The sequence below is a fragment of the Bilophila wadsworthia ATCC 49260 genome (assembly GCF_000701705.1).
In the GTDB taxonomy this organism is placed as follows: domain Bacteria; phylum Desulfobacterota; class Desulfovibrionia; order Desulfovibrionales; family Desulfovibrionaceae; genus Bilophila; species Bilophila wadsworthia.
In genome coordinates this window covers 226,498-252,914 of record NZ_JNJP01000001.1, presented here as the reverse complement: position 1 = coordinate 252,914, position 26,417 = coordinate 226,498, and the positions used below count along the sequence as shown (strand labels likewise).

Sequence of the window (26,417 nt, the reverse complement as noted above, 5' to 3'; positions counted from 1 at the left end):
CGAACAAAAAGCGACCTCGACGCAATACCTCCGCATTTCCGCAACAGGGAACGCGGCGGAGAGGGATTCGATAAGGCCGAAAGCCTCGGGACGGGAGGGGCCGGGGGAGAAAACTTTCTCCAGAGAGGCCTCTCCCCCGATACCTTTCTCCCTTACCGGAAATACGATGCCAGCCGGGCGTACAGCGTCTCCGGTTCGATAGGCTTGGCCAGATGTTCGTTCATGCCCGCCTTGCGCGACCGCTCAATGTCCTCGGCAAAGGCGTTGGCGGTCATGGCGAGGATGGGGACGGTCGCGGCGTCGGCCCGGTCCAGGCCCCGGATGGCCTGAGTGGCCGCGATGCCGTCCATGACGGGCATACGCACATCCATGAGCACGGCGTCGTAATGGTTTTGGGGCGAGGAGCGGAACATCTCCACGGCCTGCTGCCCGTTACAAGCCCCGTCCACGGACGCGTTGCGGAACTCCAGCAGCGTGCGGGCGATTTCCATATTGATTTCATTGTCTTCCACAAGCAGGATGCGTCTTCCCGCGAAATCCTCTTTCTGCACGGGAAGCGTGTCGGCGGATTGTCTGCGGCGCGTGGCCTTGAGCAGCACGTCTTGCACGACGGATTGGAATATGGGTTTGGAAATGAAGAAGTCCACCCCCGCCTCACGCGCCCTGGCCTCGATTTCCGTCCAGTCATAAGCCGACATGATGATCACCAGCGTATCGGGCCCCACGATGCGGCGGATGGAGCGGGCCGTTTCCACGCCGTCCATGTCCGGCATTTTCCAGTCCACAAGCGCGATGTTGTAGCAGGTGTGCCGTTGCAGGGCCGATTTGACGCGGGTGACGGCCGCCTTTCCTGATGTGACGTACTCGGCGTCCACGCCGATCCTGTTCAGGATCAGGGTGGTGTGCTCACATGTGACAAGATCGTCGTCCACAACCAGTACCCGGATGTCTTCGAGGGAAACGTCCTGTTTCGGCGTATTGTCCGGAACGGTGAGCAGGGGGAGTTCCACCACGAACTCCGAGCCGACGCCGGGGGTCGAGCTCACGGAGATGTGGCCGTTCATCAGTGATATGAGGTTGCTGCTGATGGCGAGCCCGAGCCCAGAACCTCCATAGCTGTGGGAAATGGAAGCCCCGCCTTGCTCGAAGGGTTCGAAAATCCGTTCCAGCAAGCCCTTTTCCATACCGATGCCGGTATCGCGCACGATGAATTGGAGATAGGCGCGATCGCGCACCCGCCGGGTCTCCCGGATGCTGAGGTGCACGCTGCGCCATTCCGGGGTAAATTTCAACGCATTGGACAGAATATTGATAAGCACTTGATTGAGGCGCAGGGGATCGCCCCTGTAGCGCTCGTCCACCACGCCTTCGATGTTCAGGTCAAAGACAATGTTCTTGTTTTTCGCTTGCGGATAGATGAGCGAACTGATGCCCTCCACGAAAGACCGGAAATCGAATTCTTCATTGATGATGGATACTTTACCGCTCTCGATGCGCGACATGTCCAGAATGTCGTTGATCAGCGAGAGGAGGTAACGGGACGAAAGCCCGATCTTGCCGAGGCAGTCGGTCAGCTTGTCCCTGTTGTCCAGCGAGGCGGCGGCGATGGTGGTCATGCCGATGACCGCGTTCATGGGCGTGCGGATCTCGTGGCTCATCCGTGAAAGGAAGTCGGATTTGGCACGGCTGGCCTGTTCCGCCGCGGTCAGGGCGTCCTTGATGATTTGCCGGTTCCGTTCCGCCTCGCGTTCCTTTTCCTGCTGCTCCAGCACCAGCTTGGTGATGTCGAGGATATAGGAAAGCATGTATTCGCGGTTGTCATCATAACGGTACAGGGACATGTTCCATGTCTTGTAGGCCGGGGAGCCGTTGGTATTCACCGTGTACTTGATGGAGCATGAGCCGCCTTCCCTGCGCATACGGCTCAGCGCTTCCGGGAGTGAGACCGCCCGCAGGAAGGACTCCCGGTCTTCGGGAGCTACATAGCGTTCGGAGTAGCGGGCGATCAGCGAGCCGTAGTCGGAGCAGGCTTCGAGGGGATAACGGTTGATCAGCGTGGGGAGATGGAGGGTATAGCTCTTTGTCTCCACATCCGTTTCTATGATGTATTCGCATGTTTCGCGCAGGATGGCCCGGAAGCGGTTTTCCTCCTGCTGCTGTGCGATGCGGATGTCGTGGACGTCCCGCACATTGAGCAGGATGGAACCGTCGTCGCCGAAGTAGGTATAGCGGGCGCATTTCCACCGCAGGCTCCCGTCCGGGGTCAGCACACGGTAGTAGCAGGTGCCCTCCTTTTCTTCCTCAAGCGTTTTGAGCATGTTGCCGATGCTCAGGGTTTTGAGGCACGTTTCCTGGTCCTCGCCGCATACGATGCGGGAGATGGCGTGCGCCAGTTCTTCGGAAAAAATGCCTGATGTCGGTATATCGTAATAGGAGGCGTTTGAAGGCGTCCACATGACGTATCTGCCTGTGGAGGGATTGATCTGGCAGATACTTTCATAGTCGCGGCGCAGTTCGAGATCGAAAATCCGTTGGAGGCGCTCCTTCTCCTGGCTGATGCGTTTATTCTCCGTGATGTCGCGGATGATGCCGACCACGCGGGCAAGCGCGCCGTTCTCATAGACGGGTTGGCCTTGCAGGAGGCACCAGACATAGTCTCCATTGATCTTGAGGTTGCGGAGCCGGACTTCCGCGGAGCCGCCCTGAGTGCCCGAGAATACCCGCATGGCCGTTTCCGCATCTTCGGGATGGGCAATTTTCTGATCGTAAAGTTTCTTGCTGAAGTTTGGGGATACGTGTTTGGCAATCTCGGTTTCGTCCCCCCGGCGGATCGTCTCATAGAAGACGACCGTATCCGTTTTGCGATCATACTCATAGATCACGTCCGCGGAGTTTTCCATAATGATGCGGTAACGGTCGCGTTCCCGATAGAGCTGGATCTGTGCCGTCTTCTGCTTGGTGATGTCAATGAAGACGCATTGATAGACTTTTGCGCCGTGCGCGTTTTCCACAAACCGGGCGATGAGGTGGATCCAGATGGTCTGCTCGTTATCGAAGCGGCGGCAGCGGTATTCGATGTCTACCGGCGCATCCGTTTCGGCGGCTTCCATGAACGCGGTTACGATTGCGCCGCGATCCGCCGGGGCGACGGCACTGAGCGTCCCTTTGTATGCGGTTCGGTCCGTGCCGAGCATCTGGAAGAAATTGTCGTTGGCCTCAAGCAGGGAAAGCTGTGTCCCGATAAGGACTTTGGCGACGCCGCCGGGAATGCTGTCATAGGTGGAGTCGCGTTCCCGCTCGACGCGCTGAAGCTCCGTGACGTCTGAATAGGCGGCTTGGATGACGGGTACTCCGTCCATATTGTTGATGATGTTGGCGCTGGCGCAAACCCAGCGGACAGCCCCGTCCCGCCGGATGATACGGCAGTTATAGACGGTGGGGCGGAGATCCGCGATGAGGCGCTCGATGTGTTCCCGCACAGTGTCCACATCGCAGGGGTGGACGATGCTCATGAGCGATCCGCCGGTTTCCGTGCGGAACTGCTCTTCGGTGTAGCCGATGACATCGAAGGTGAAGGCGTTCGCGTTGAGGAAGGTTCCGTTGAGATCATATTGGACCAGCGCGCACAGCGTGGTGTCATAAAGGGATTGGAAAAACGCTTTCTGCCGCCGGATGGTATCGTTGGTGTGGCGCCGTTCCGTGATATCCACAATGACGCTGTTGATAACGGTCTTGCCTTCCTCGTTTTTGCTTTTGCTGCCCGTGTCCCAAACCCATATGAGTTTCCCGTCTTTCCGCTGCATACGGTATTCGGTGGAGTAGGTCAGGGAATTGGCGAAGCAGCGCTCGCAATCCGCCAGGGCCTGCGGCAAGTCCGGCGGATAGACGAGTTCGGTCATCCTGCCGCGGCATTTGGCCATGAGCTCCTCTTCGGTATACCCGAGCATCCGGCACAGGCCCTCGTTCACGTAGAACAGCGAATAGCATTCGTCATCCCAGTTGGCCTTGAGGCCGGAGGAGACGGTGCTGTTCAGGAGGGCTATCTGGCGGCTCTTCTCCACAAGGAGGCGCTGGAGGTATTCGTAGCTCTGCCTGCCGATCTGTGCAGGGAAGTCTTCCCCTTCCCGCATGTCTGCATAAGGATTGGAGATATGGATGAGCGTTATTTTCAGCTCTCCATCCACGAGCTTATAGGAGAAGGTCACGCGTTGATGGGCGCGGAGGACATAGCCTGTTTCGGGCTTGGTGGCGATCCAGCAGCGCCCGGCGACGAGGCATGAATGCTCATCCCACGAAACAAGGCGGTAGTCCTCATCGGTGATGATGCAGTCGGGCACGGCCTTTTCCGCATAGGTACGGAGAAAAAAGTCCTTTATCATCTCGTAGTCGTAGCAGATCTGATCTTCGCCCGCCCCGATCCACGTGAGGGTTTCGTGAAATAAAGGAAGGATTTTGTCGAGGTCATGTTCGCAATAGTGGGCGCGCATGATTTCGGCGGTCAGTTGGGGAGCCTTCAGAAACAACGTGTTCATTCTTGATCCTGCGGTTGCGGAGAAAAGCCGGATGAGCGGCGGTGGAAGCGGAAGGAACGGACGGACGCCGCATGGGGACGGCGGAGAACGCCCGAAGAGGAGAGTGGGGCACGGATACTGACGGTGACGCATCCCTCTGCCGCTTTCCCGGATGGTTCAAGGTGTCGTGGGGCGCCTCCGGCATTTCAGGCGGACACCCGTTGAGACTCCCGTTTTTTCCTTGAACTAGCTCAAAAAAAAGGAAGGGGCAAGGTGAAGGGGAATTCTTCAAGCCGTGTACGCTGGACAATCAATACGCCGGGCAGTATTTTTCACAAAGGGGCTCTGCAATGCCCAAGGGGGTGCCATGTACCAGAAGGAAAAAGGGTTCACACTGATCGAGATCATTTCCGTACTCGTGGTTCTAGGCATTCTCGCCGCCGTGGCCCTCCCGAAATACTATGACCTGCAGGAAGAAGCCCGCATCAAGGCCGCCACCGCCGCGGTATCCGAAGCGCAGGCCCGCATCAACCTGGCTTTTGCGCAGTATTTATTGAATCATGGAGAATGTAAGGATATAGCCGCGCTTCTGATGACCCCGTTGGGAGATGGAAAGGGTGACGGTTCATTGTATATAGGGGATGATGATGCCCATTTCGAAGATAAGACTGCGGGCAAGGTCGGGGGGTGGATATTTTGGGTCGATGAGTCGAAGAAGCTTGAAACGGTCAATGAGGACACTCGGGTAGGGCTCCTCGAGGACCCGGATGGGAACAAGATCGATATGAGCGAAACCGGCCTGTACCTTCGTATACCCCAGTGTAATTCCTCAAACAAAGATGAAAAATGACCAGAACCGATGGCCCCTTTCGTTCTCTGATCCGGGAACGCCATTCCTGAGTCCGAAAATCCATAATGCATGTTCAATGTATGTTTTCCCTATACGGGAGGGGGCTGCTTGCGCCGTTTCGGCGCGATTGCGGAATGCCTTTGCGAATGTTATTGAGAGCACTATTGTATAGCCGTGTTCAGGTGTAGCATAAAAGAGTGAATAAGAGCAGGGCAGGGAAGGGCGTTCCTCACGGGGCGCTGTTTTGGTGCGTCTGCGGGAACCGGATACGTCCTCCGGCGATGGGAAGGCATGATGGGAACGGAAAAAAGGCAGATCCTCGTCGTCGACGATGTGGAGCTGAACCGGGCGATCCTCGCCGAACTTTTTCAGGATTCATACGAAGTCCTTGAAGCTGAAAACGGCTGTCAGGCGCTGGAACTGCTGGAAGCGCACCATGATGCTATCCTGATCGTGCTTCTGGATATCATCATGCCGGTTATGGACGGCTTCGAGATGCTTCAGAACATGGCCCACCGCACGTGGAAGGAAGAAATCCCCGTCGTACTCATCACCTCCGAAAATTCCGACAACACCCTTTTAAAGGGCTACGAACTCGGCGTTTCGGACATCATCAACAAGCCGTTCAATCCGAATATCGTCAAGCGCCGCGTCGACAACACCATCGAACTCTACCTGCACAAGCGCCATCTTGAGGCGCTCGTCCGGCAGCAGGTGGAAACCCTTGAAAAGCAGACGCTGAAGCTTAACCGTTTCAACGAATTCATTATCGATACCCTGAGCACCGTCGTTGAGTTCCGGAGCTGCGAATCCGGGACGCATATCAGGCGGGTCCGCGAAATCACCCGGCTTTTGCTGGAATCCCTGTCTTTCAGATATCCTGAATACGACCTTCCGCACAGCGCCATCGACAAGATGGTCAGTGCCGCCTCCATGCATGATATCGGCAAGATCGCCATCCCCGACGCGGTGCTCAACAAACCGGGCAGGCTCACGGCGGAAGAATTCGAGATCATGAAGACGCACTCCCTCAAGGGATGCGAACTGCTGCAAAGCATCAACGAAGGGCAGGACGAAGAGTACTACCGCTTTTGCTACGACATCTGCCGGTCCCACCATGAGCGCTGGGACGGGAGCGGGTATCCGGACGGTCTTGCGGGCAATAACATCCCGATCTGGGCACAGGTCGTTTCATTGGCGGACGTGTACGATGCGTTGACCAGCGAGCGCGTGTACAAGGCCGCGTATACGCACGCGCAGGCCGTTTCGATGATTCTGAACGGCGAATGCGGCGTCTTCAATCCCCGGCTGCTGAACAGCTTCCTGAGCGTCGCCTCGCGGCTGGAAAACGGGGAGATCGGGCCCATGTTCAGGGAACGGGCGGCCGCACCCGCGAAGCCTTCGCACAAAAAGCACTCACTTTCGGCCCGGACCTTGTGGCTGCTAGAGCGTGAACGTGAAAAATACCGCGTCCTTTCCGAGCTTTCGGGGGATATCGTCTTCAATTACGACGTGAAGCGGGACATGTTGGAGTGTTCCGAGAAGTGGTATGAGGTGTTCGGCTGGGACATCACCGTGCCCAACGCCCGGAAAACCCTCCTGCGCTCCTCGTTCATCCATGAGGATGACAGGGCGATTGTCTTGAAGGGGCTTTCCGGAATCACGCCGAAGCACCCCCGCTGCCGTATGGAGATCCGGCTTATGACCTCCGGGGGCGGTTACGAATGGTTCGACGTGTATGCGAACGCCTTGTGGGATGCTGATTCCGGCAGCAGGCTAGGCTATCTCGGCAAGCTGACCAACATCAACGAACGGAAGAGCGAAGTAAACCGTTGGCGGGAACAGGCGAATACCGATCCGTTGACCGGGCTGTCCAACCGCAAGCGCATAGAGGAGCAGATTGCCCAGGCGCTTGAGGATGACAAGGAGAACGGGGCGGCGTTCCTGTTCATTGATGTGGACAATTTCAAGGCCGTCAATGACACGCTCGGCCATATGTTCGGCGATGAGGTGCTCCGGCATGTTGCCAGTGAAATCCGGCGCACGGTCCGCACGTCGGATATTGTAGGGCGCGTGGGCGGGGATGAATTCATCGTGTTTCTGCGCAATATCCGTTCACTGGATGCCATTTCCAAAAAAGCCGGAGAGATTTGCGCGGCTTTCAAATCAAAGTACAGTGAAGCCATTCCGCATGGCGGCATATCGTGCAGCGTGGGCATAGCGCTGTATCCCGGAGACGGGGCGTGCTACGAAGATCTGATGCATAAGGCCGATCAGGCCCTGTACGCCGCCAAGGAAAAAGGGAAAAACTGTTTCGCGTTCTATGACGTCACATTCCGCAACAGGGCGTTCCCGTCCGTGCTCTCCGAAGTCGAAAGCGGGGCATAGCCAGCGGTATTCTCGCATTTCAAGCCGCGTGGGGCTCTCTCCGTCCGCCGCCGGTTTTCCAATGGGCCTGTGCACCGTATGAAACGCTCTTCCCTAGGGCCGTTCATCCGCCATACGGCTTGCGCGAGGAGCCGCCAGCGCATCGGCAGGAAAAAACACGGGCACGAAAACGTTTTCCCGCACATTGGAACCACGGCGTCCGAAACGGCGTCTTGTTCCATCCTGATCGGAAAAGCGGGTAACTCTTTTTTCACCTTCAAGCGAAAGGAAGGACGGCATGAGACGATGGAACCGGCTGTGGGACGTTGTTTTGGGGGTGATAGTGTCCCTGTTGTGCGCCTTCCCCGTATCCGCCCGAGAAAAAGTGATTTTAGACAGCGACATGGTGGAAGGCTTCGATGACGGGGTCGCCATGCTGGCGCTGGCGCAATCCCCCGGCATCGAGCTGATAGGGGTGACCATCGTGGCCGGCAACACATGGGTTTCCGACGGCGTGGCCTATGCGTTGCGCCAGCTCGAAATCGCGGGCCAGAACATCCCCGTGGCTGCGGGCGTGGATCGTCCGTTCAGGCCGCAGCGGTACGAATTGTTCGGGCTGGAGCGGCAGCTGTTCGGCATGGGGCATGATGCGTGGGTCGGCGCGTTCGGATACCCAAAACCGGAATCATGGCAAAAGGTTTATCGGGAGCGATACGGCAAAGAGCCTCAGTCGCGCCCCGATCCCCGTCATGCGGTGGATTTCATCATTGAAGAGGTGCGGAAACACCCCGGAGAGCTTACCATTGCGGAGATCGGCCCGTGCAGCAACCTGGCGCTGGCCGTGCTCAAGGCCCCTGACATCGTGCCGCTGATCAAGCGGGTGATCTTTATGGGCGGCTCGTTTTTCAAGCCCGGCAATGTGACCCCGACCGCCGAGTTCAACTGGTGGTTCGATCCCGAAGCGGCGCGCATCGTTGTGCGGACGCCGTTCCGCGAGCAAATCATGGTCGGGCTCGACGTCTGCGAGAAAATGCCCTTTTCCTCTGATCGCTATCAGGCTTTCCTTGCCGGACAACGCCCGGAGATGAAAAAGCTTTTGGAATCCACGTATGCGGGGCAGCAGTTCGCCAAGGACAAGGCCTTCAGCCAGTACGTCTGGGATGTGCTGGCAGCCGCGATTCTGATCGATCCGAGCCTGATCACCGAGGAACGTACATGCGCCGTGGACGTGAACGCGGAATTCGGGCCATCCTACGGGCAGGCGCTGGCCTATCCCGACAACGGGCCGCAGGGAAGCCAAAAAGCCCGGATCGTCATGACGATCGATCAGGAACGCTTTTGGAACATGCTGACGGCACGCTGAACCGTTCAACCGATGGGCTTTGAACCGGTTCAGGGATGGGCCGCTCCATATAGGCAAAACGCCGTGGAGTTTTTCCCGGCGTTTTGTTTTCCCCTGTCTGACACGTTCCGTCTCCAAAAAACAGGCATCCCGATACAACGGAATTCCTTTTATACCATCTCATTCCCCGCCAAAGGCTTTGGAGAAGAGGCGGCTTGGCGGTGAGGGGGCGACCCTTCATCAGAAGGATGTCCCCCTCCCCGCCAATACTGATTTCTCCTTCCCCTCTTACGCCGCTAGCTGTTCTTCGTATGGCAAGGGTTACAGCCCTTGAACTTTTCCTTCAGATCGGGATTTTCCGCCACAGCCTTCTGATGGCAGCCCATGCAGGACTTTTCGGACTTCTTGTTGTGCATGGTGAAGTAGTAGCCGTGCTCGCTCTTGTCCTTCTTGTCCATGTTGTCGTGGCAGCCCTTGGCGGCGCAGCCGACATAGATGTTGCCTTCCACGGCCTTGTGGTGGCAGAACGCGCAGTCCGTCTTGGCGTGGGCGCTGTGGGTGAAGATAACCTGTTTCTTCTCGTTGCCCGTGTTGTTCATGATCATGGGCTTTTCGATCTGAGCCTTTTGTTCGGGCGTGGGATCGGTGGCCAAGGCCGGGATGCAGAGGCCAGCGACGGCCAGCGCACAGAGAATGAGTCTTTTCACGGTATCCTCCAATAGGGTTTCAGACGATCCGGCGATGCCGGCGCGTCCGTTTGGGAACACGGGTTACTTCGCCAGAATGCGCGGCATGGTGACGGTGAAGGTACTGCCTTCGCCCTTGACGGAAGCCACCTCGATCCTGCCGCCGTGCTGCATGACCACCTGGCGGGCGACGTACAGGCCGATGCCCGTACCGCCCTTGCCCTTTGAGGAGAAGAACAGGGTGAACAGCTTGGTACGGGTTTCCTCGGTCATGCCGATGCCGTTGTCCTCGATGCGCACCTCCACGGCGTCGGGAAGCCCCTTGACGCTCACCCGTACGTAGTGCTCCTTCTTGGAGCCGTCGGCGCGGCAGGCGTCCACGGCGTTCTCAAGCAGGTTGACCAGCGCGGCGCTGAGGGCGGAGGCGTCGGCCTCGAAGGTGCCGGGATCGCCGTCGGCCTCCAGCGTCATGGCGATGCCCGCTTCGGCGGCCTTGTCCGAGACCGTGGAAACAACGGAACGCATGAACTCCTCCGCGACCAGAATGTTCCAGTCGAGCTTGCGTTCCTTGGCGAAATACAGGATGTCGAGCACCATCTTGCGCAGGCGGGCCACAAGCTGGCGCATGTCCTTGAGGGAATCACGGGTCCGGGCCTCGTCGCCTTTGTCGATGCCGGAGCCGAGGCGGTAGACGCTGCCGTCCAGCGCGGTGAGCATACCCTTGATGCCGTGGGCGGTGGAGCCCATGAGCAGGCCGAGGGAGGCGAGCCGATCCTGCAGCTGGCGCAGTTCCGTAATGTCCGTGGCCATTTCGATGCATTCGGTGATGTTGCCCGAAGTGTCGCGCAAAGGCGCGGTCCAGACGAGCACGTTGACCGGACGGCCTTCGTGGTCGATGACCACTTTTTCCGTATGGCATGGCTTGCCGTCCTGAAAGGAGCGCTGCACCGGGCACTCGTCGCAGGGCGCGGACGAACCGGCGAACAGCTCGTAACAGCGCTTGCCGCTCTGCATACCGAACGTGTGGCGGAAGGCGCGGTTGGCTTCAAGCACCTGCAAATCACGGCCCACCACGGAGACGTAGCAGGGGCTCTCTTCAAACAGCTGGCGGAAGCGTTCGCGGGTGACGCGCAGTTCCTCGCGCAGGCGGCGGCTTTCCTGCTCGTCCACGCTCAGTTCGAGCACGAGCTCCACTTCGCCTTCGTTATTGAGGATCGGTGCCGTATGCACCAGCACGGGGATTTCCTTGCCGTTCTTGTCGCGCAGGATCTGCTCGCTGCGCGCGCCGCGGCCCTCCACAATGGCCCGCTCCACGGGGAACATGGCCTCGTTGCTGTGCAGGACATAGGGCTCCCAGCTCGGGTGCCCCACGAGATTGCCGAGGCGTTCGCGGTAGAGATCGTTGACGGCAAGGACTTCCATAAACCTGTCGTGCATGGCGATGAAACAGGGCAGCTCGTTGAAGGCCTGCTGCTCTCCGCTCATGGACGAGCCGAGGGTGTGCAGCCCGAAGGCAAAGCCGTCCACGACCTGCCGGGCGGCGAGCTGGCGCTCCGCCTCCACGAGCTGCGCGGACTTCTCATTGATCATTTTTTCGAGATTCGACGTGTATTCTTTGAGCTTGTTGCGCATGGCGATGCGCTCAAGGGCGCGTTTCAGGGAAATGTGCAGCAGATCGTCGTCGATGGGTTTGGTGATGAAGTCGGACGCTTCCAGCTTGAGCCCCTGAATCGCCATTTCCAGATCCGCATGTCCGGAAATGAGGATGACTTCGGTTTCCGGAGCGAGGATCTTGATGTGCTTCAGGAGATCCAGCCCGTTCATGCCGGGCATCCTGATGTCGGTGATCACGATGGGGATGGGCCGTTCCGCGAAAAGCTGCAGGGCTTCCTCCCCCGAGGCCACGGTGATGACGTTGTACCCGGCGTCGCGGAGCGAAAGACCCATGACGGTACGGATGCCCTGTTCGTCGTCGACGAGGAGAATGGTTTCTTTCATGAGTCCTCCCTGAGGTGGTTCGCCTCGGCGGCAGCGGGGGTGCGCTCCACGCGCAGCGGCAACACGATGCGGAACAGCGCTCCGCTGTCGGGCAGGTTCTCCCACAGGAGCCGGCCGCCCATTTCCAAAAGCGCTTTGCGCGTTCCGAGCAGTCCGAACCCTGTACCATCTTTTTTGGTCGTAAACAAACCGTCCCGGAGCCGTTCGGCGGCTTCCGCGCTCAGCCCCGTGCCGTTGTCCCGCACGTCGTAAATGAGGGCGTCGGGCGTGCGGGCGATCTCGACCCGGACTTCGGCGGGGCGGGCGCGCAGCCCCGGCGCGGGGAAGGCCTCCAGCGCGTTGCCCACCAGATTGAGCAGGCAGCCTTCGAGGCGTTCGGCATCCAGAGGGATGGGGTCTGAATCGGCGGCATCCTGAAACTGGAGCGCTATGCTCAGACTGGCGGCCCGGCCTTCCAGACGCTTGACCACATGGCGGACGGGCTGCACCGGGTCCACAAGGCATTCGCGCAGTTCCGTCTGCTGCCCGATATGCAGCAGGTGCAAGAGCTTGTCGCGCACCCGCGAAATGTCTTCTTCGAGCATGGCCCAGCCGTCGTCGAGATACTCCCGGTTCCCGGACTCCATCCCCTGCTTGAGGACAAAGAGGCTCCCTTCGAGCGCCGCCGCGAGGTTTTTGATGGTGTGGGCCATACAGGCCACGGTTTCGCCCACGACGGCGACCCGGTGGGCTTCCAGCAGTTCCCGCGTGCGCGAGGCGACGAGCTCCTCCAGATGTTCGGTGTGGCGGCGGATCTGTTCGCGCAGGGAGTATTGTTCGGCGGCACGTTTCAGCGAGTGCTCCAGCAGGTCGTCGTTGACGGGCTTGGCGATGAAGTCCGCCGCGCCGAGGCGCAGGCATTCGACGGCGTTGTCCATGTCGCCGTGCCCGGTGATCATGACGACCTGCGTGTCGGGATTCTGATTGCGTACCCGTTCGAGCAGGGCCAGGCCGTCCATGCCCGGCATACGGATGTCGGTGACCACGATGGGGAAGGGATTGGCGGTGAACGCCTCCAGCGCTTCGCGGGCACTCTCGGCGGTGTGGACGTCATAGCCGAAATCCCTGATCAGGGCCCCGAGGACATGGCGGATGCCGGGTTCATCATCAACGAGCAAAACGCGAACGGAAGTGTCCATGCAGTATCCTTGCTTCAAGAAATCTGTTCCGGTTGCGGGCCGGAAACGCCTCCGGCCCTGTTCCCGTCGGCGGGCGCGTTCGGGGCGAGATCCCCGCGCCGGGTGATGGGGAACCGGATTTCGAAGAGCGCCCCGCCTTCGTCGCGGTTCCGGGCGGAGATGGAGCCGCCGAAATCCTTGACCAGCCCGTAAATGATGGAAAGGCCGAGGCCGGTCCCCTTGCCGACGGGCTTGGTAGTGAAGAACGGCTCGAAAATTTTATTCAACAGGTGGGCGGGAATGCCGGTCCCGGTATCCCAGACGGACAGCAGCACCGTGTTGCCGTCCATAACCGTGGAGACGCCGATGACGGCGGGCGGTTCGGGCGCGCTTTTGACGCGTTCCTCCACGGCGTCCCGGGCGTTGAGGATGAGGTTGACGATCACCTGTTCCAGACGGTTGGGGATGGCGAGGACGGGCGGCAGGGCCGGGGCGAGCGAGGTCTCCAGCGTGATGCCGTGCACCACGAGCTGGCGGCCGAACAGATCGCAGGCCTGCGCCACGACGCCGTTGATGTCCGTATCCAGCAGCGCAAGATCGGATTTGCGGCCGAAGGCGCGCATGTGGTTGATGATGTCGCTGGCGCGGTCGACCTGCCCGCTGATTTCCACGGACAGCTCGGAGAGCGTCTCCGGCGCGATGGGTTCGCTGCGGCGGGTCTTGCGCAGAAAATAGCTTGCCGCGCCCTTGATGACGGTAAGCGGCTGGTTCAGCTCATGGGCCACCCCGGTCGCCATTTCGCCGAGCGTCGCCATCTTTCCGGCCTGAATGAATTTCTGTTCCATCTCGATGCGTTCGGTGACGTCGGTGGCGCAGAGGATGCGGACGCGGCGGTTTTCGATCATGGCCGAGGCGGAACGGATGTCCACGCGCAGGGGCGTGCCGTCGGCCTTGATGTTCGTCACGCCGGAAAAGACGGTGAAGGCCCGCAGCTGGGAAGCGTACTGCTCGCGCTCCTCGGGCAGGAACAGATCGAGGATGCCGCGCCCGAGCAGTTCGTTTTCCCGCTGGCGCCCGTACATTTTGACGGAAGCGGGGTTGCAGTCGAGGATGGTGAGCTCGGCGGCGTCCAGGAGGAAGACGGCATTGGGGATGCTGTCGAAAATGGCCTTGTGGGTGCGCTCGGACGCCTGCAGCTGGTGCTGGAGCGTATGGATGAGCGTCATGTCGATGCTCATTTCCATAACCGAGGACACGTTGCCGTCCTTGTCGAACAGGGGCACGGTCTGCACGAACCAGTAGTCCCGCGTCCCGTCGGGGTTGACGCGGCTTTCCTGATTGCACTGGACGGCCCCTTCCTCCCATGTGCGCTGGACCGAACATTCGGGGCAGGGGGTGGTCCGGCCTTTGTAGACCTCGTAGCAGGTGTTGCCCGGCTGCGGATCGTACCGGACGGCGAAGCTGTGGTTCCAGCGCAGGAGGCGGTATTCGCGGTCCTGCACGGAAATGCCGCAGGGGACCATGTCGAACAGCCGCTGGAAGTCGTCCTTCCGGCGGCGCACTTCTTCGAGGTGGTGCTGATTGCGGATGCTGAATTCAACGATGGCCCGCGCGAGCTGGCCGAATTCGTCGTCGCGGCGGGCGTCGTCGAGGGTGACGGCCTGCCCTTCGCGCATGGCCTGCATACTGGCGATCATGCGGCCGATGGGCAGACGCACTTCATACCAATAAAGGGCCACCGAGACGGCGCAAAGGAGCAGGGTAACGGCGGGCAGGACAATCCAGAGCCATTCGTAGGGCATCAGCCACAGAACGGCCCCCACCCCGGCGAGAAACAGCAACGCCGTCATGGTGATGGTCTTGACCATGAGGCGGTAGGCTCCGAATCGGCTATGCATCGTCAACCCCGGTTTCCGGCGGTCCGCAGGGAACCGCCGGAACGGAAACGGTTATTCCCCGTCCATGGCCTTGCGGGCGGCGTCCTTGGACTCAAGCACCCGGTTGACGATGGAGAGCAGCTCTTCGGGATCGAAGGGCTTCTGGAGGGTGGCCACGGCGTTGCGGATGGCGAGGTGGATGCCCTGGAGGCCGCTGATCACGATGACGGGCGTGTCCTTGAATGCGGGGTTCATGGACATCTTGCGGTAAAAGCGCGGCCCCCATTCGTCGGGCATTTCCATGTCCAGCGTGACGAGATCGGGCCTTTCCGCTTCGAGGACGGAAAGGGCTTCCTCGACGCTGGATGCGGAACAGGTCGCGTAGCCGTTGTCGGAGAGAACTTCGGTGATGTACTTGACGATATACGGGTCGTCGTCGATGGTCAGGATCTTCTTGGGCATGGGGCTTCTCCTTGCGTTCGGATCAGGCGGTGGTTGGTTCGGGAACGAGCCGGTTGACGACCTCAAGCAGGGCTTCCGGCGTACACGGTTTTTCAAGGCAGGCCGCGGGGGCGGGAAGCGGGCCCTGCGTCAGGCCGATCGTGGCGAACGCATGTTCCCGGACGGAGATCGGCACGGCGGACAGCATGACCACGGGAATGCGTTTCCAGTCCTCGTCGCGGCAGACGGCCCCGTAAAAGGTCAGGCCGCTTTGCTCCGGCATCATGACGTCCAGCGTGATGACGTCCGGCCTCCACGAGCGGAGCACGTCCAGCGCTTCGATCCCGTTGCGGGCCATCTTCACGGCGAACCCGGCCTTTTCGAGGAGCACTCTGAGAAAGTACCGGAAATGGACCTCGTCATCAATGACGAGAGCACGCCTTCCGTCCATGTCACCGGGCCTCGGGCCGGGTCACGCTGGCGACGGGACAGGCGGAACGCAGCACAACCTGTTCCACCGTGGAGCCGATGTCCGCGTCGTCATCGGACAGATCCGAGGAATGGTGGGCCATGACGATGAGATCCGCCTCGTTCTCCCGGGCGACCTTAAGGATTTCGACATAGGGAATGCCTTCGCGCACAATGACCTCGGCGTTGGCGAAACCGTCGAGCTTGGACAGGTACAGCTTGTCGATCTTCTCGCGCATCTGCTCGGTATGGCGCTCGATCTCGGACTGGTCCATCGTCATGCCCTGGATGGACGTGATGTCGACGGCGTGCGTGATGTACAGTTTGGCGTTCAGCTGGCGGGCGGTATTCAGGGCAAAACGGAACGCATGGTTGGCGGCTTCGCTGAAGTCGGTGCAGAAGACGATGTTCGAGAACAGGTGCCAGCAGGTGGTGCAGGGGCGGTTGACGATGAGCACCGGGCAGGGGGCCTTCTTCGCCACGGCGCGCACCGTGTTGCCCACGATGGAGCGCATACGGGCGGCGTTGGGATCGCTGGCGGCGCTGCTCGCGCCCATGACGATGAGATCGGGCTTGATCTGGCGGGCGTAGCGCAAAATTTCGGTGGAAGGCATACCCACGCTCAGTTCCATGCGGAAGGGGCGGGTACAGGCTTCAATCTGATAGGCGTAGGCCGTATTGAGTTCTTCGCGCACCATCTCCTGATACGCCTCATCCGGCTGCTCAAGGCTGCCGCTGCGGGTATCGGTGACGTTGGTGGTGAACCCACGGGAGGGGACGCCGCAGCAATGGTAGAGCGTCAGTTCCGCCTGCTGCTTTTCCGCCAACCCAAAAGCCAGTTTCGCGGCGTTGTCGCTGCCGGCCGTTCCCGAACTCGCAAACAGGATGTTCTTGAACAACATCTCGCTACTCCTTGAGATTACAGGTGAGTGAGCCGCCTTGGAACCCGAGTTCCCAGCCCATGCCTTCCAACAGATCAAACACTGTAAAGCTGGTTTCCGCGTCCAACGCGGTCGCTGTCTCGCCGAGCAGGACATGCCGGGCCGTCCCCGTTTGCAACGGGGTGTCCAGCATGTCCCGCAGGCGGAAAAAACGCAGTTCCGGCAGTTCGTCGCCGACGCCTTCGACGGCAAGGTAGACGTCCACGCGGGGCGTGCCGGGAAATCCCGTCAATTCCACGCGTTTGCCGAGGCGCAGGGCTTCGAGGCCGGGATAGCGGCAGCCGGAGGCGGGGCAGGCTTCGGCTTCGGCGAGGGCGTCGCCAAGGCCGGGGACCAGTTCCCGCGCCAGCGGATTCCGCTTGAGCAGCCTGAAGAACGAGCGCAGCGTAACGTCTCCGTCGAGTTCGAGCCTCATCCGGAGAAGCCCCGCGAATGGGGCTTCGGACGAAAGCGTCCCGTCAGAATGCAGCCGGATGGCGTCCATGATCCTGTCCTACTTGTGGCAAGCGCCGCAAGTGGTCGGGCCCTTGTTCTGGGCCGTATGGCATTCGATGCAGTTCTTGTGGTAGGCACGCATGAGCGGCGTGCGTCCGCTGGGCATGTTGGCCTTGTGGCATTCGGAACAGGGCTGATCTTCCGAGCTCACCTCGGGGTCTATGACGCCGTTTTCGCCGCCGTGGTGGCAGACGATACAGTCTTCGATCTTGGCGCGCTCGTTATGGTTGTCGTGATCGAAGGTGACGGCGGGGCGGCGGTGAGTCTTGAACTCTTCGGATTTCAGGGTCAGCGCATGGGCCGTCCCGACGAGGCCAAGCAGCAGCGTGACGGCGAGACCGGCGCGGGCAAGGGCGTGCAGGGGCATAGTTCACTCCAGTGATTCACGGAGGCGGCGCCTCCAAAAGCGGTGTACGGGGTCCGGAGCGCTGCGGGGAGCCCTCCCGGTGCCGGGAAGGCCCCTCGCGGGCTGACTATACTTCGGGCTTTTCCATCAGTTCATAGATGAGGTCGCCGATGAACTTGGTGTGCATGCCGAGCTTGTAATGCTTGATGATGTCTTCCAGTCCGCCGTGGCAGTTGTGGCACGGGGCGACCACGGTGTGGACTCCGGTGTTGCGGAGCTGATCGGCTTTCACCCGGTTGCCTTCCATGCGCACGCTCTTGAAGGGCGGGCCGCAGTTGATGATCCCGCCGCCCGCGCTGCAGCAGAAGTTGTGCTCGCGGTTGGGCGTCATTTCGACCACGTTGGCGCAGAGGAAGTGCACCACGTCGCGCAGCTTGTCGGCAAGGCCGCGGCCGCGGATGGTGTTGCAGGGGTCATGGATGGTGACCGGATCTTCGAACTGGTGCGTGATCTTGATCTTGCCTTCGTTGATGAGCTCCCAATAGAACTCGATGGCATGGACCACCGGGACCGGGGAGTCCTTCCAGCCGAGCCAGCGGTTGCCCTGATCGTACACGGAGCGGAAGGCGTGCCCGCATTCGCCCATGACGATGCGCTTGACGCGCAGCTTCTGGGCCAGCTCGAAGTGGGCGCGCTTGATGCGGCCCATCATTTCGTAGTCGCCCGTGAACATGCACATGTCGCTGTTGTCCCAGCCGGGGCGGGAGGGCATGGTCCAGTCGCTGCCCGCCTGATGGAAGATCGCGGCGGCCTGATAGATGAGCTGCGTGCGGAACTTCGGCTCGGGCGCGATGACCGAGTACATGAAGTCCGCGCCTTCCTTGTCGAGCGGGATGCGGATGCCGGGGAATTCCTCGCGGGCTTCCTCTTCCTGCCAGACGAGGCTGTCGATCCATTCGTCTTCGCGCACCCACATCTGGTTGAACGTGGCGGAATGGCTGTTGGCGGTGTCCTGAATGAAGGTCGGGGTGATGCCGAGCTTGTTGCAGATGCGCCGCACGAGGCTCATCAGGTAGGCGATGTCCACGCCCACGGGACAGTAATGGATGCAGCGGCGGCACATGTTGCATTCGGTGTGCGCGATCTGCGCGATGCCCCGCATCTGTTCGGCGTTGAGCTTCCCGCTCTCGCGGACCATCTTGAAGATGGTCTTGTCGAGCTTGGCGACGGGCGTATAGGACGCGTCGTCCGGGTGGGAAAGGCTGAAGTGGCAGGCCTTGGCGCAGGCGCCGCAGCGCATGCAGGTCTGTTCGTATACTTTGACTCGCGCGCCTGCCTCGCCCTTCAGGACGTCGCGGATCACTTTGGTGATGCGCTCCGGCGTGGCAAGCTGCATGCCGCGCGTCAGGTTGGCGTCTTCGATTAAGCGTTTTTCAATACCCATCGTGTGCCTCCAAAATTACCAGTCGCAGGTACGACGGACGCCGATGGATTCGGAACCCATGTAGGCGCGGGTGAAGGGAATCAGAATGGCGTGGCTCAGGCGCGTGAAGGGCAGGCAGATGAGGATCGCCTCGCCGAACAGCACGTGGAGCAGAGCCATGAAGCTTTCGCTTCCGAACCCATGCGCGGAGGCAAAGCCGGTCACCATGACGCCGGTGACGAGCAGCAGGGAGAACCAATCGGCCTGTCGGGTCACGTAGCTCGACGCCGGGACTGCCAGTCGGCGCCAGCCGAGGACCAGACAGGCCAGAATGGTAGCTAGGGTGACGGCGTCCATAAAGCCGTCGGGCAGGGAAGGAAGGGAAAAACCGAAATTGTAGTCCCACATGACGTTGTGGGCCGAGTAGAACAGCACGGCGAGCAGGATGCCGATGTGCAGCACGAAGTTCGCCACGGTCAGCAGCGGGTTCTCGCGCCAGCCGCAGGTGGAGAAGGGCAGCGTCCAACGGATGATCGACGTCAGCGAGTCTTTCCAGTTCATGTAGGCGAGGGCCGAGGCGTCGCGCTGGCGGGCGAGGCGTCCGAGCGACCACAGCCGCCAGATCATCCCGCCGATGCACACCGTGAAGGCGATCCATGCCAGCGGGCCTACCGCAAAATTGTACAGGGCATTCATGATGAGTTCCTTGTTGCAGTTGGATGCCTAGAGCCGCACGGTGTGGCGGGAGAACACGCCGTCCTTGAGGGAACAGAACAGCAGGACTGTGCCGTCCGGGCTGAACGTGGGGTTCCACACGCCGTCGAGGTTTTCGATCACGGCGTTGCCGTCGACGTACAGGGCGAACTTGCCGTCGCGGCGGACCTTGGCGGCGGCGCGGTCCCCGGCGGGCGAGAACACGACGGGCCACGCCATATCAAAGGCATCGTCCCACACTTTGCCGTCCACGGCGATCTGGAACCGGCTGTTGTTCTGGCTGCCGAGGGCGGCGGCGTGCTTGCCGTCCGGGGACAGGACGAGATCCGTCACGGACGGGAAACGGCAGTTCCACGGGGTGGCGTTGCAGGCCACGGTGAAGGTGCCGTAGGAAGGCGCGGCGACGGCCCAGATGTATTCGCCGTCGGTGGCGGCTGCCTGAGGCGCCCAGCACTGCGCGAACATGGGCTTCCAGAAGAGGGAGCCGTTGCGGGCGAGGCCCCATTTGCCTTCCTTGCGGATGGGCGCGATGACGTCGCCGGATTTGGGCTCGAAGATGGGTTCCCACGCACAGGGGTAGGTTTCGCTCCAGCGCTGGCCGTTGATGGAAATGGTATATTCGTACGGCGTGACGCGCACGGTGCTGGCGACCCGGTGGCCTTCCCTGTCGAAGCAGGGCGACCACGCGTTCAGGTAGCACTCTTCCCATGCTTGGCCGTCGACGGCGATGGTATAGATGCCCTTGCTGAAGCCTTCCAGATCGGCCTGGCCAAGCCCGGCGGTCTGGACCACGGCGGCGGTTTTGCCGGTTTCCGAAAGGACGAAATCGGTGGCGGCGGTGTAGAGCTGTTCCCACGGCGCGCCGTCGACCAGCATCCCGTATTCCATGCCGGTCTGCATGGGCACGGCGATGGTCCCGGCCTTGTTGAACCGGGTTCCCCACAAGTAGTCGGCGTGTTCTTCGCTTTCCGCGTCGTCGACCACAATGGCCCACTCGCCGTCGCTCTGAGACAGAGCCGTCAGCCGCCCGTCGGGGGCGAACTGGCAGTTATACATCTTGTCGGTGCGCGTTTCCCACAACGCACCGTTCAAGCGTACGGTAAAAGTGCCGTCTTCGAGGGCAGAAACCGCCGCGAACGATTCGCAGTCCGGAGAAATCTGCCATTCCTCCTGCCATGCCGTTTCGGGCAACATCTCCGTTTCCCCGAGCTTTCTGACAGAAGGTTCCCAATCATACCGTTTCTGATCTTCCATACAGTCCCCCACTGGGTGTGAAGCTACTTTTGGGCAGGAGCATACCGCGAAATCACGTTCTGTAAAGGCGCTCCGCCTGGAACGGGTATTACCCCGTGCTCAGACTGGGCATTGTCCTAAAAGGAACAGCACGATTTTTCCGGCATCAAAGGAAAAACGTGAAGAACGGGAAAAATGCCGTGTTAGAGGAATACGGGATATCACCCCTTCTTGTTTCCCATACCAAAAGTGAGGCTAATAACTTGAAAGAACACTCGTTCTTTTTTGGGTAATCGAGCCCCGAAACGGCGCATATTTTGTGAAAAGGCAGGATTGAGGTTACGGATCGGCAACACGAAAAAAAGTCAAAAAAATTGTATTCAGAAGAAAGGGAGGAAAACACTTTTGAAAACACGAGGTTGCCTCAAGAAAGCGTGTAAAGTGAGGAAAAATCAAAAAAAGTTTTTGTTCAGAGAGCGTATTCTTGTTCCATAAAAAGAGAGCAGTCTTTTGTGGCGGATACTGAATCTTCTTTATTAAGAACGATTTCTAAGAACTAGCCTGCCGGAAACGGATGGTTTTGACGTCCGGTAGGGAAGGGACGTTCCCCCCTCGGATGGGCTTATGTGGAGAGGGGGCGGAGCAGGCCCGCTTGAAAGTTCGACGGGCGTTTGCCATAGTTCCGCCAGCGTCTTGCCCCTCATACTCTGGACCCCAAGCAAGCCGGCGGAACAACCGCCACGCTGGATGCCGTGCCCGTTTGGGGCTTGCGGAGACGGCCATTCGTCCGTAGCGTGCCCGGTTATCGGTCCGTTCTTGAAGACGGGTCCGGCAGCGTTGAGGGCTGTTTTTACGGAATGCCGGACAAATGGAAGGCCCTTTGGGGCCTACCGCGACTGCCGCGCAGAAGAGGCCTTTGCATACTTATGGGGTTTACCCGGCCGCTCATGTCGGTGGCGTCGTTGTTGCTGGAAAATCATAGATTCGCTTGGGGCGACGGTGTTTGCTTTGAGAGCTGACCGCGCCTTTGGAAGCGGTACGGAAGAGAATCGGAAAAAGGAGTTGCTCATGAAACGTATTCTGATGTTGGGCCTGTTGGCCCTGAGCCTGCTGTGCGGCACGGCGTTCGCCAAAACGGGCGAAGGCATGACGATCTGGTTTGATACGGGCGGTTCCGTAGGGGATGGTTACGGCACCATCGTTCAGAACGGGGCCAAGGCCGCTGCCGCCGATATGGGGTGCGAGCTGCGTTTGCTGTATTCCGACTGGAACCCTGAAACCATGATCACGCATTTCCGCAATGCCGTGGCCGCACGTCCGGACGGTATCGTCGTCATGGGGCATCCCGGAGACGCCGCATTCGGCCCGCTGGTCGATGCTGCGGTCAAGCAGGGGATCGTCGTGACCTCGATCGACACGGCCTTGCCGGAAACGCAGGCTCGGCATCGCGCCAAGGGTTTCGGCTATGTGGGGACGGACAACTACACGCAGGGCAAGGCTCTCGCTGAGGAAGTGCTGCGCCGCACGAACTTGAAGAAAGGCGACCGCGCCTTTGTCTGGGGCCTGAAGCGCATCCCCGATCGCGGGCGGCGCGCGCAGGCTATCGTCGAAATGCTGGAACAGGCGGGCGTGACCGTGGATTATCAGGAAATCACCCCAGAAATCGACAAGGACCCCGTGCTCGGTGCCCCGGTCGTGGCGGGGCAGCTCGGGCGTCACCCCGACACCAAGGTCATCATCGTGGATCACGGCTCCCTGACCGCGCAGATGGGCAACCACCTCAAGAACGCGGGCGTCAAGCCGAATACGGTATATGTGGCGGGATTCTCGCTGTCTCCGGCGACGGCGGCGGCCATTGAAAACGGCTATGTCCAGCTTGTTTCCGAAGCGCAGCCGTATGTGATGGGCTACTTCGGCGTCGTACAGACCGTGTTGAGCAAAAAGTACGGTTTTACCGGATTCAGCATCGATACGGGCGGCGGCATCGTGGACGCCGCCAATATCGGCGCGGTGTCCGCCTTTGCCAAGCAGGGCTTGCGGTAGAGGAAACGCCCCCAAAAGGGAGAAGGGAGCTTCTGAAGAAGTATCCCCTTTTCTTTTTTCCGGACAGGCAGGCTAGCGCTTTTTTACTTTTGAAAGAATAGAGAGGCATTGGGGAAGGGAGCGGAGCGTTTCCCTTGAGGAGCGCTTCCCTTCCCCAAAACCGCCAGCGCGGAACCTCTCTCCTTTCAAAGACGTTCGTGCCTATCAAATCTTTGCCCGCAGTCTCTTCCGGCACAGATTGTCTTTGAAAATGCGGTCAAAGTGGAAGGCTTGTCTCATGGCGGTCGAGAGATGTTTTTCCAGCGGCTGCGCGGCGGAACTCCCGCTGATGCGGGGCGTCAAAGTGACATGGATGCGTTATGGGAATGCTGCTCAGTGTAAGAGGGATACGGAAATCGTTCGGAGCGGTGGCGGCGTTGCGGCACGCCGATCTGGACATGGCGGAAGGTGAGGTCGTGGCCCTGCTTGGCGATAACGGCGCGGGCAAGTCCACGTTCGTCCGCCTGCTCTCCGGGGCCGGGCGTCCCGACGGCGGCACGTTCCGGTTTGGGGGGAATCCCGTTGATCTGGCGAAATACAGCGTCCGCAAGGCCCGGGATATGGGCATCGAGACGGTGCATCAGGATCGCTGCCTGTGCGAGGGGCAGTCGCTCTGGAGGAATATGTTTGTGGGGCGCCACGTGAGGACGCGCTGGGGATTCATCGACATTGCCGCCGAACGCGAGGCAACCCGGGTGATGCTGGGGGAGTGGCTCGGGCTCGGCGGGGCGGGGCTGGACCCCGATGCCGACGTACGGGTGTTGTCCGGCGGCGAGCGGCAGGCGCTGGCGATCGGGCGGGCCATGTATTTCGGGGCGCGGCTGGTCATCTTGGACGAACCCACCACGGCCCTCTCGTTAAAAGAGGTGAAACGCGTTCTGGAATTCATCCAGGCCCTGCGGGACAAGGGGCGCTCCGTGCTGCTGGTGTCCCACCATGTGCATCAGGCGTATGATGTGGCGGATCGGTTCCTGTTCATGGATAAGGGCAGGACGGTCGGTGAAGTGCGGCGCGAGGGGACGTCCCCGGCGGATCTGACGGAACGGCTGCTGTCCCTCGCCGAAGGGAGAGGTGCGTGATGGGCGGGCGCATCCGGCGGGCGTTGCCCGCAAGCACACGCAACCAGCTGTGGCTGACGGGGTTGTTCTTGGCGTTGCTTGCGCTGTTCATGATGACGGGCGCGCGGGCGTTTCTGGCGTGGCCCATGTACGAGAGCCTGCTTTCAACCTTGCCCCTGTACGGTTTTCTGGCGCTCGGGCTCACGTTGGTGGTCGCGGCGGGGGAGATGGATTTGTGTTTCCCCTCGACGCTGGCGGTAGCCGGATTCGGCTTTGCGCTCACGGCGATACACACGGGGCAGGTCTGGCTCGGCGTCATTGTCGCCATCCTGATCGGCTTGGGGATCGGTCTCTGCAACGGCTTTCTGGTCGCGTATGTCGGCGTGCCGTCCATCATAGCGACCATCGGGACGCAGTTTTTCTGGCGCGGCGCTGTCATGCTGCTGAGCCAGGGACTCGCACTCGGGCTGGCGGATCTGGGGGGAAGCCCCACGCATAGCGTGCTGGCAGGGAGGCTTGGCGGCTTCCTGCCCATGCAATCGCTCTGGCTGATTGTAATGGCGCTTGCCCTTTGGCTTCTCCTGAACCGCCACCCGCTCGGCGACGCCATCCGGTTTACGGGCGAGCAGGCGGACATCGCATCCCGGCTCGGCATCAACGTCCCGGCGGCCCGTCTTGGCGTACACACGCTCATGGGCGGCATAGCGGGCTTTGCCGGGGCCATCGGATGCATGGAAATGGGGTCGTGGTGGCCCACACAGGGAGACGGGTACATGCTGCTGGTGTTCGCCGCCGTGTTCATCGGTGGGACCAGCGTATTCGGAGGCTCCGGGAGGCTGTACGGCACGTTGATCGGCATCGCCATCGTCGGGATGATCGAGGCGGGCATCGTCAGTTCCGGCCTGTCGGGATTCTGGACTCGCGCCGTGCACGGCATGGTCATCGTTGTCGCGGTATCGAGTTACGCGATTCTCTCAGGGAATGCCGACGAGCGTATTTTGCGTCTGGTACGGTGGAGAAAAAGGTAGAGCCTCTTCAAAGCCACTGAGCCGAGAAAAGCGGCAAGTGGCGAGCGGCGCGCATTGCCTGATCGGTACAACACAGGGAAACGCGTTTCCTGACCTCGGTTCCGGATGGTGGAAAGAGCAACAAAAGGGAGGCTTCAACCTCCCTTTTGTTATCGCCGGACAGCTACAAGTCTCGTCGCTCGACAAGCAGTTTATCCAGTTCTTCCATGAATGCGGCAAGCAGGGCTTCCTGCCCGCGCACGGAGCGGATGACTTCGCCTTTACGGAAGATGATGCCCTTGTCGCGGCCTCCCGCCATGCCGAGATCGGCTTCCCGCGCCTCGCCGGGTCCGTTCACCACACAGCCCATGACCGCGACCTTGATGGGCGCGTTTTCCGTGCGCAGGCGGCGCTCCACTTCTTGAGCGAGGCCGATGAGATCTATTTCCGTACGCCCGCAGGTGGGGCAGGAGATGATTTCCGGCCCGCGCTGGCGCAATCCGAGGGCGCGGAGCAGTTCCCACGCCACGGTCATCTCTTCTTCCGGGGCAGCCGTCAAAGAGACGCGCAGGGTGTCGCCGATGCCCTCGCTGAGGAGGACCCCCATGCCGACCGAGGATTTGATGGCTCCGCGCAGTACGCCGCCCGCCTCGGTGACGCCAAGGTGCAGCGGGTAATCGCAGCGTTGCGATAATAGCCGGTAACATTCAATGGTATTGAGGACCGAAGACGACTTGATGGAAATTTTCGTATCGTAAAAGCCGTGTTCCTCAAGGATGCGGACATGCCCGAGTGCGCTTTCAACCATTGCTTGCGGGGTGGGGCCTCCGTACTGCTCCAGCAGCCGTTTTTCTACCGAACCACTGTTGACGCCCACGCGGATCACCGCGCCCCGCGCTTTGGCGGCATCGACCACCATTTCCACGTTTTTGCGTTCGCCGATGTTGCCGGGGTTGATGCGTAAGCCTTCCAATCCCGCTTCCAGTGCCATGAGGGCCAGACGGTAGTCAAAATGAATGTCCGCGATGACCGGGATGGGGCTGGCGTCATGAATGGCGCGCAGGGCCCTGGCTGCCGTCTCGTCGGGTACGGCGACGCGCACGATTTCGCAGCCCGCGTCGTGCAAGCGTTTGATCTGGCCGAGGGTGGCCTCCACGTCCCGCGTGTCGGTATTCGTCATGCTCTGGACGACAATGGGTGCACCTCCGCCGATACGGACGGAGCCGAGTTTCAATTGTCGAGTCTGTTTGCGGGGGAGTTCCATATACTATCCTTTTGGGGAGGAATCTGGGGGAAGGCGTTTTTTATAAAAAGCGCCTTCCCCCAGACCCCCACCCGCAAAAATGTTGACTGGTGGGGAGGCTGCGCGACAGGAGTTCGTTTCAGCCGGAGAGGGAATACAGAGAAGAGGCCATGCTCTG

At 60.4% G+C, this 26,417-nt stretch carries 20 protein-coding genes; 6 read left to right on the top strand and 14 right to left on the bottom strand.

All coding sequences use genetic code 11. The annotated features are described in order from the left end of the window. Positions 1 to 152: 152 nt before the first annotated feature. Complete coding sequence (locus T370_RS0101050; protein ID WP_029434446.1) at positions 153 to 4,532, bottom strand: PAS domain-containing hybrid sensor histidine kinase/response regulator; 4,380 nt, start codon at positions 4,530 to 4,532, stop codon at positions 153 to 155. Between the two features lie 346 nt (positions 4,533 to 4,878). Here T370_RS0101050 and T370_RS0101045 point away from each other — a divergent pair, with 346 nt between their 5' ends. The 3 genes from T370_RS0101045 to T370_RS0101030 all read left to right on the top strand — a co-directional run bounded on the left by T370_RS0101045 (position 4,879) and on the right by T370_RS0101030 (position 9,091). After that, entirely contained in the window at positions 4,879 to 5,361 is a 483-nt protein-coding gene (locus tag T370_RS0101045; RefSeq protein ID WP_029434445.1) for a type IV pilin protein, read from the top strand. 294 nt (positions 5,362 to 5,655) lie between these two features. Further along, the gene (locus T370_RS0101040; RefSeq protein ID WP_029434444.1) at positions 5,656 to 7,749 is read left to right on the top strand and encodes a diguanylate cyclase domain-containing protein; all 2,094 of its coding nucleotides are present in this window, start codon (positions 5,656 to 5,658) and stop codon (positions 7,747 to 7,749) included. 277 nt (positions 7,750 to 8,026) lie between these two features. Further along, positions 8,027 to 9,091 carry a nucleoside hydrolase gene (locus T370_RS0101030; RefSeq protein ID WP_029434442.1) on the top strand — a complete coding sequence of 355 codons (1,065 nt, stop codon included), beginning with the start codon at positions 8,027 to 8,029 and terminating at the stop codon, positions 9,089 to 9,091. Between the two features lie 275 nt (positions 9,092 to 9,366). On the opposite strand, the gene T370_RS0101025 is transcribed toward T370_RS0101030, so the two are convergent. From T370_RS0101025 to tmcD, 12 genes are all read right to left on the bottom strand, one after another. After that, entirely contained in the window at positions 9,367 to 9,777 is a 411-nt protein-coding gene (locus tag T370_RS0101025; protein WP_029434441.1) for a cytochrome c3 family protein, read from the bottom strand. 63 nt (positions 9,778 to 9,840) lie between these two features. After that, positions 9,841 to 11,754: a hybrid sensor histidine kinase/response regulator gene (locus T370_RS0101020; RefSeq protein WP_029434440.1), complete on the bottom strand. Its 1,914-nt coding sequence runs from the start codon at positions 11,752 to 11,754 to the stop codon at positions 9,841 to 9,843. Further along, positions 11,751 to 12,932, bottom strand: coding sequence for an ATP-binding response regulator (locus T370_RS0101015; protein ID WP_029434439.1), 1,182 nt, complete (start codon positions 12,930 to 12,932; stop codon positions 11,751 to 11,753). Before T370_RS0101015 ends, T370_RS0101020 begins: the two co-directional genes overlap by 4 nt. A gap of 14 nt (positions 12,933 to 12,946) precedes the next feature. Then, positions 12,947 to 14,809, bottom strand: coding sequence for an ATP-binding protein (locus T370_RS0101010; protein ID WP_248604183.1), 1,863 nt, complete (start codon positions 14,807 to 14,809; stop codon positions 12,947 to 12,949). A 51-nt stretch (positions 14,810 to 14,860) separates the two neighbouring features. Next, entirely contained in the window at positions 14,861 to 15,250 is a 390-nt protein-coding gene (gene divK, locus T370_RS0101005) for a DVU0259 family response regulator domain-containing protein (protein ID WP_005026224.1), read from the bottom strand. 22 nt (positions 15,251 to 15,272) lie between these two features. After that, entirely contained in the window at positions 15,273 to 15,680 is a 408-nt protein-coding gene (locus T370_RS0101000; protein WP_005026226.1) for a response regulator, read from the bottom strand. 1 nt (position 15,681) lies between these two features. Beyond that, complete coding sequence (locus T370_RS0100995; RefSeq protein WP_005026228.1) at positions 15,682 to 16,599, bottom strand: universal stress protein; 918 nt, start codon at positions 16,597 to 16,599, stop codon at positions 15,682 to 15,684. A gap of 4 nt (positions 16,600 to 16,603) precedes the next feature. Next, a complete protein-coding gene (locus T370_RS0100990) occupies positions 16,604 to 17,122 on the bottom strand; it encodes a hypothetical protein (RefSeq protein WP_005026230.1) in 519 nt (172 codons plus the stop codon). A gap of 9 nt (positions 17,123 to 17,131) precedes the next feature. Then, positions 17,132 to 17,500, bottom strand: a complete 369-nt coding sequence (gene tmcA, locus T370_RS0100985; protein WP_005026232.1) for an acidic tetraheme cytochrome c3 TmcA — start codon at positions 17,498 to 17,500, stop codon at positions 17,132 to 17,134. A 106-nt stretch (positions 17,501 to 17,606) separates the two neighbouring features. Next, positions 17,607 to 18,923 carry an electron transfer complex ferredoxin TmcB gene (gene tmcB, locus T370_RS0100980; protein ID WP_005026233.1) on the bottom strand — a complete coding sequence of 439 codons (1,317 nt, stop codon included), beginning with the start codon at positions 18,921 to 18,923 and terminating at the stop codon, positions 17,607 to 17,609. A gap of 15 nt (positions 18,924 to 18,938) precedes the next feature. Further along, positions 18,939 to 19,598: a TmcC family electron transfer complex membrane anchor subunit gene (tmcC, locus tag T370_RS0100975; protein WP_005026235.1), complete on the bottom strand. Its 660-nt coding sequence runs from the start codon at positions 19,596 to 19,598 to the stop codon at positions 18,939 to 18,941. Positions 19,599 to 19,625: 27 nt separating this feature from the next. Continuing rightward, the gene (gene tmcD, locus T370_RS0100970; protein ID WP_029434436.1) at positions 19,626 to 20,870 is read right to left on the bottom strand and encodes an electron transfer complex subunit TmcD; all 1,245 of its coding nucleotides are present in this window, start codon (positions 20,868 to 20,870) and stop codon (positions 19,626 to 19,628) included. 1,047 nt (positions 20,871 to 21,917) lie between these two features. On the opposite strand from tmcD, the gene T370_RS0100965 reads away from it, so the two are divergent. From T370_RS0100965 to T370_RS0100955, 3 genes are all read left to right on the top strand, one after another. Then, positions 21,918 to 22,892: a sugar ABC transporter substrate-binding protein gene (locus tag T370_RS0100965; RefSeq protein WP_005026239.1), complete on the top strand. Its 975-nt coding sequence runs from the start codon at positions 21,918 to 21,920 to the stop codon at positions 22,890 to 22,892. 359 nt (positions 22,893 to 23,251) lie between these two features. After that, positions 23,252 to 24,010 (top strand): ATP-binding cassette domain-containing protein, encoded by a 759-nt coding sequence (locus T370_RS0100960; RefSeq protein ID WP_016360799.1) that lies wholly within the window; start codon positions 23,252 to 23,254, stop codon positions 24,008 to 24,010. Further along, entirely contained in the window at positions 24,010 to 25,017 is a 1,008-nt protein-coding gene (locus T370_RS0100955) for an ABC transporter permease (protein WP_005026245.1), read from the top strand. The genes T370_RS0100960 and T370_RS0100955 overlap by 1 nt, the downstream gene beginning before the upstream one ends. Before the next feature lie 163 nt (positions 25,018 to 25,180). Here T370_RS0100955 and ispG read toward each other — a convergent pair whose 3' ends face one another. Beyond that, positions 25,181 to 26,260, bottom strand: a complete 1,080-nt coding sequence (gene ispG, locus T370_RS0100950; protein ID WP_029434435.1) for a flavodoxin-dependent (E)-4-hydroxy-3-methylbut-2-enyl-diphosphate synthase — start codon at positions 26,258 to 26,260, stop codon at positions 25,181 to 25,183. Between the last annotated feature and the right edge of the window lie 157 nt (positions 26,261 to 26,417).

Bases quoted from the DNA above. Each gene is read 5' to 3' on its own strand.
- T370_RS0101050 (WP_029434446.1), bottom strand. From the start codon at position 4,532: ATGAACACGTTGTTTCTGAAGGCTCCCCAACTGACCGCCGAAATCATG.
- T370_RS0101045 (WP_029434445.1), top strand. From the start codon at position 4,879: ATGTACCAGAAGGAAAAAGGGTTCACACTGATCGAGATCATTTCCGTA.
- T370_RS0101040 (WP_029434444.1), top strand. From the start codon at position 5,656: ATGGGAACGGAAAAAAGGCAGATCCTCGTCGTCGACGATGTGGAGCTG.
- T370_RS0101030 (WP_029434442.1), top strand. From the start codon at position 8,027: ATGAGACGATGGAACCGGCTGTGGGACGTTGTTTTGGGGGTGATAGTG.
- T370_RS0101020 (WP_029434440.1), bottom strand. From the start codon at position 11,754: ATGAAAGAAACCATTCTCCTCGTCGACGACGAACAGGGCATCCGTACC.
- T370_RS0101015 (WP_029434439.1), bottom strand. From the start codon at position 12,932: ATGGACACTTCCGTTCGCGTTTTGCTCGTTGATGATGAACCCGGCATC.
- T370_RS0101010 (WP_248604183.1), bottom strand. From the start codon at position 14,809: ATGCATAGCCGATTCGGAGCCTACCGCCTCATGGTCAAGACCATCACC.
- divK (WP_005026224.1), bottom strand. From the start codon at position 15,250: ATGCCCAAGAAGATCCTGACCATCGACGACGACCCGTATATCGTCAAG.
- T370_RS0101000 (WP_005026226.1), bottom strand. From the start codon at position 15,680: ATGGACGGAAGGCGTGCTCTCGTCATTGATGACGAGGTCCATTTCCGG.
- T370_RS0100995 (WP_005026228.1), bottom strand. From the start codon at position 16,599: ATGTTGTTCAAGAACATCCTGTTTGCGAGTTCGGGAACGGCCGGCAGC.
- T370_RS0100990 (WP_005026230.1), bottom strand. From the start codon at position 17,122: ATGGACGCCATCCGGCTGCATTCTGACGGGACGCTTTCGTCCGAAGCC.
- tmcA (WP_005026232.1), bottom strand. From the start codon at position 17,500: ATGCCCCTGCACGCCCTTGCCCGCGCCGGTCTCGCCGTCACGCTGCTG.
- tmcB (WP_005026233.1), bottom strand. From the start codon at position 18,923: ATGGGTATTGAAAAACGCTTAATCGAAGACGCCAACCTGACGCGCGGC.
- tmcC (WP_005026235.1), bottom strand. From the start codon at position 19,598: ATGAATGCCCTGTACAATTTTGCGGTAGGCCCGCTGGCATGGATCGCC.
- tmcD (WP_029434436.1), bottom strand. From the start codon at position 20,870: ATGGAAGATCAGAAACGGTATGATTGGGAACCTTCTGTCAGAAAGCTC.
- T370_RS0100965 (WP_005026239.1), top strand. From the start codon at position 21,918: ATGAAACGTATTCTGATGTTGGGCCTGTTGGCCCTGAGCCTGCTGTGC.
- T370_RS0100960 (WP_016360799.1), top strand. From the start codon at position 23,252: ATGGGAATGCTGCTCAGTGTAAGAGGGATACGGAAATCGTTCGGAGCG.
- T370_RS0100955 (WP_005026245.1), top strand. From the start codon at position 24,010: ATGGGCGGGCGCATCCGGCGGGCGTTGCCCGCAAGCACACGCAACCAG.
- ispG (WP_029434435.1), bottom strand. From the start codon at position 26,260: ATGGAACTCCCCCGCAAACAGACTCGACAATTGAAACTCGGCTCCGTC.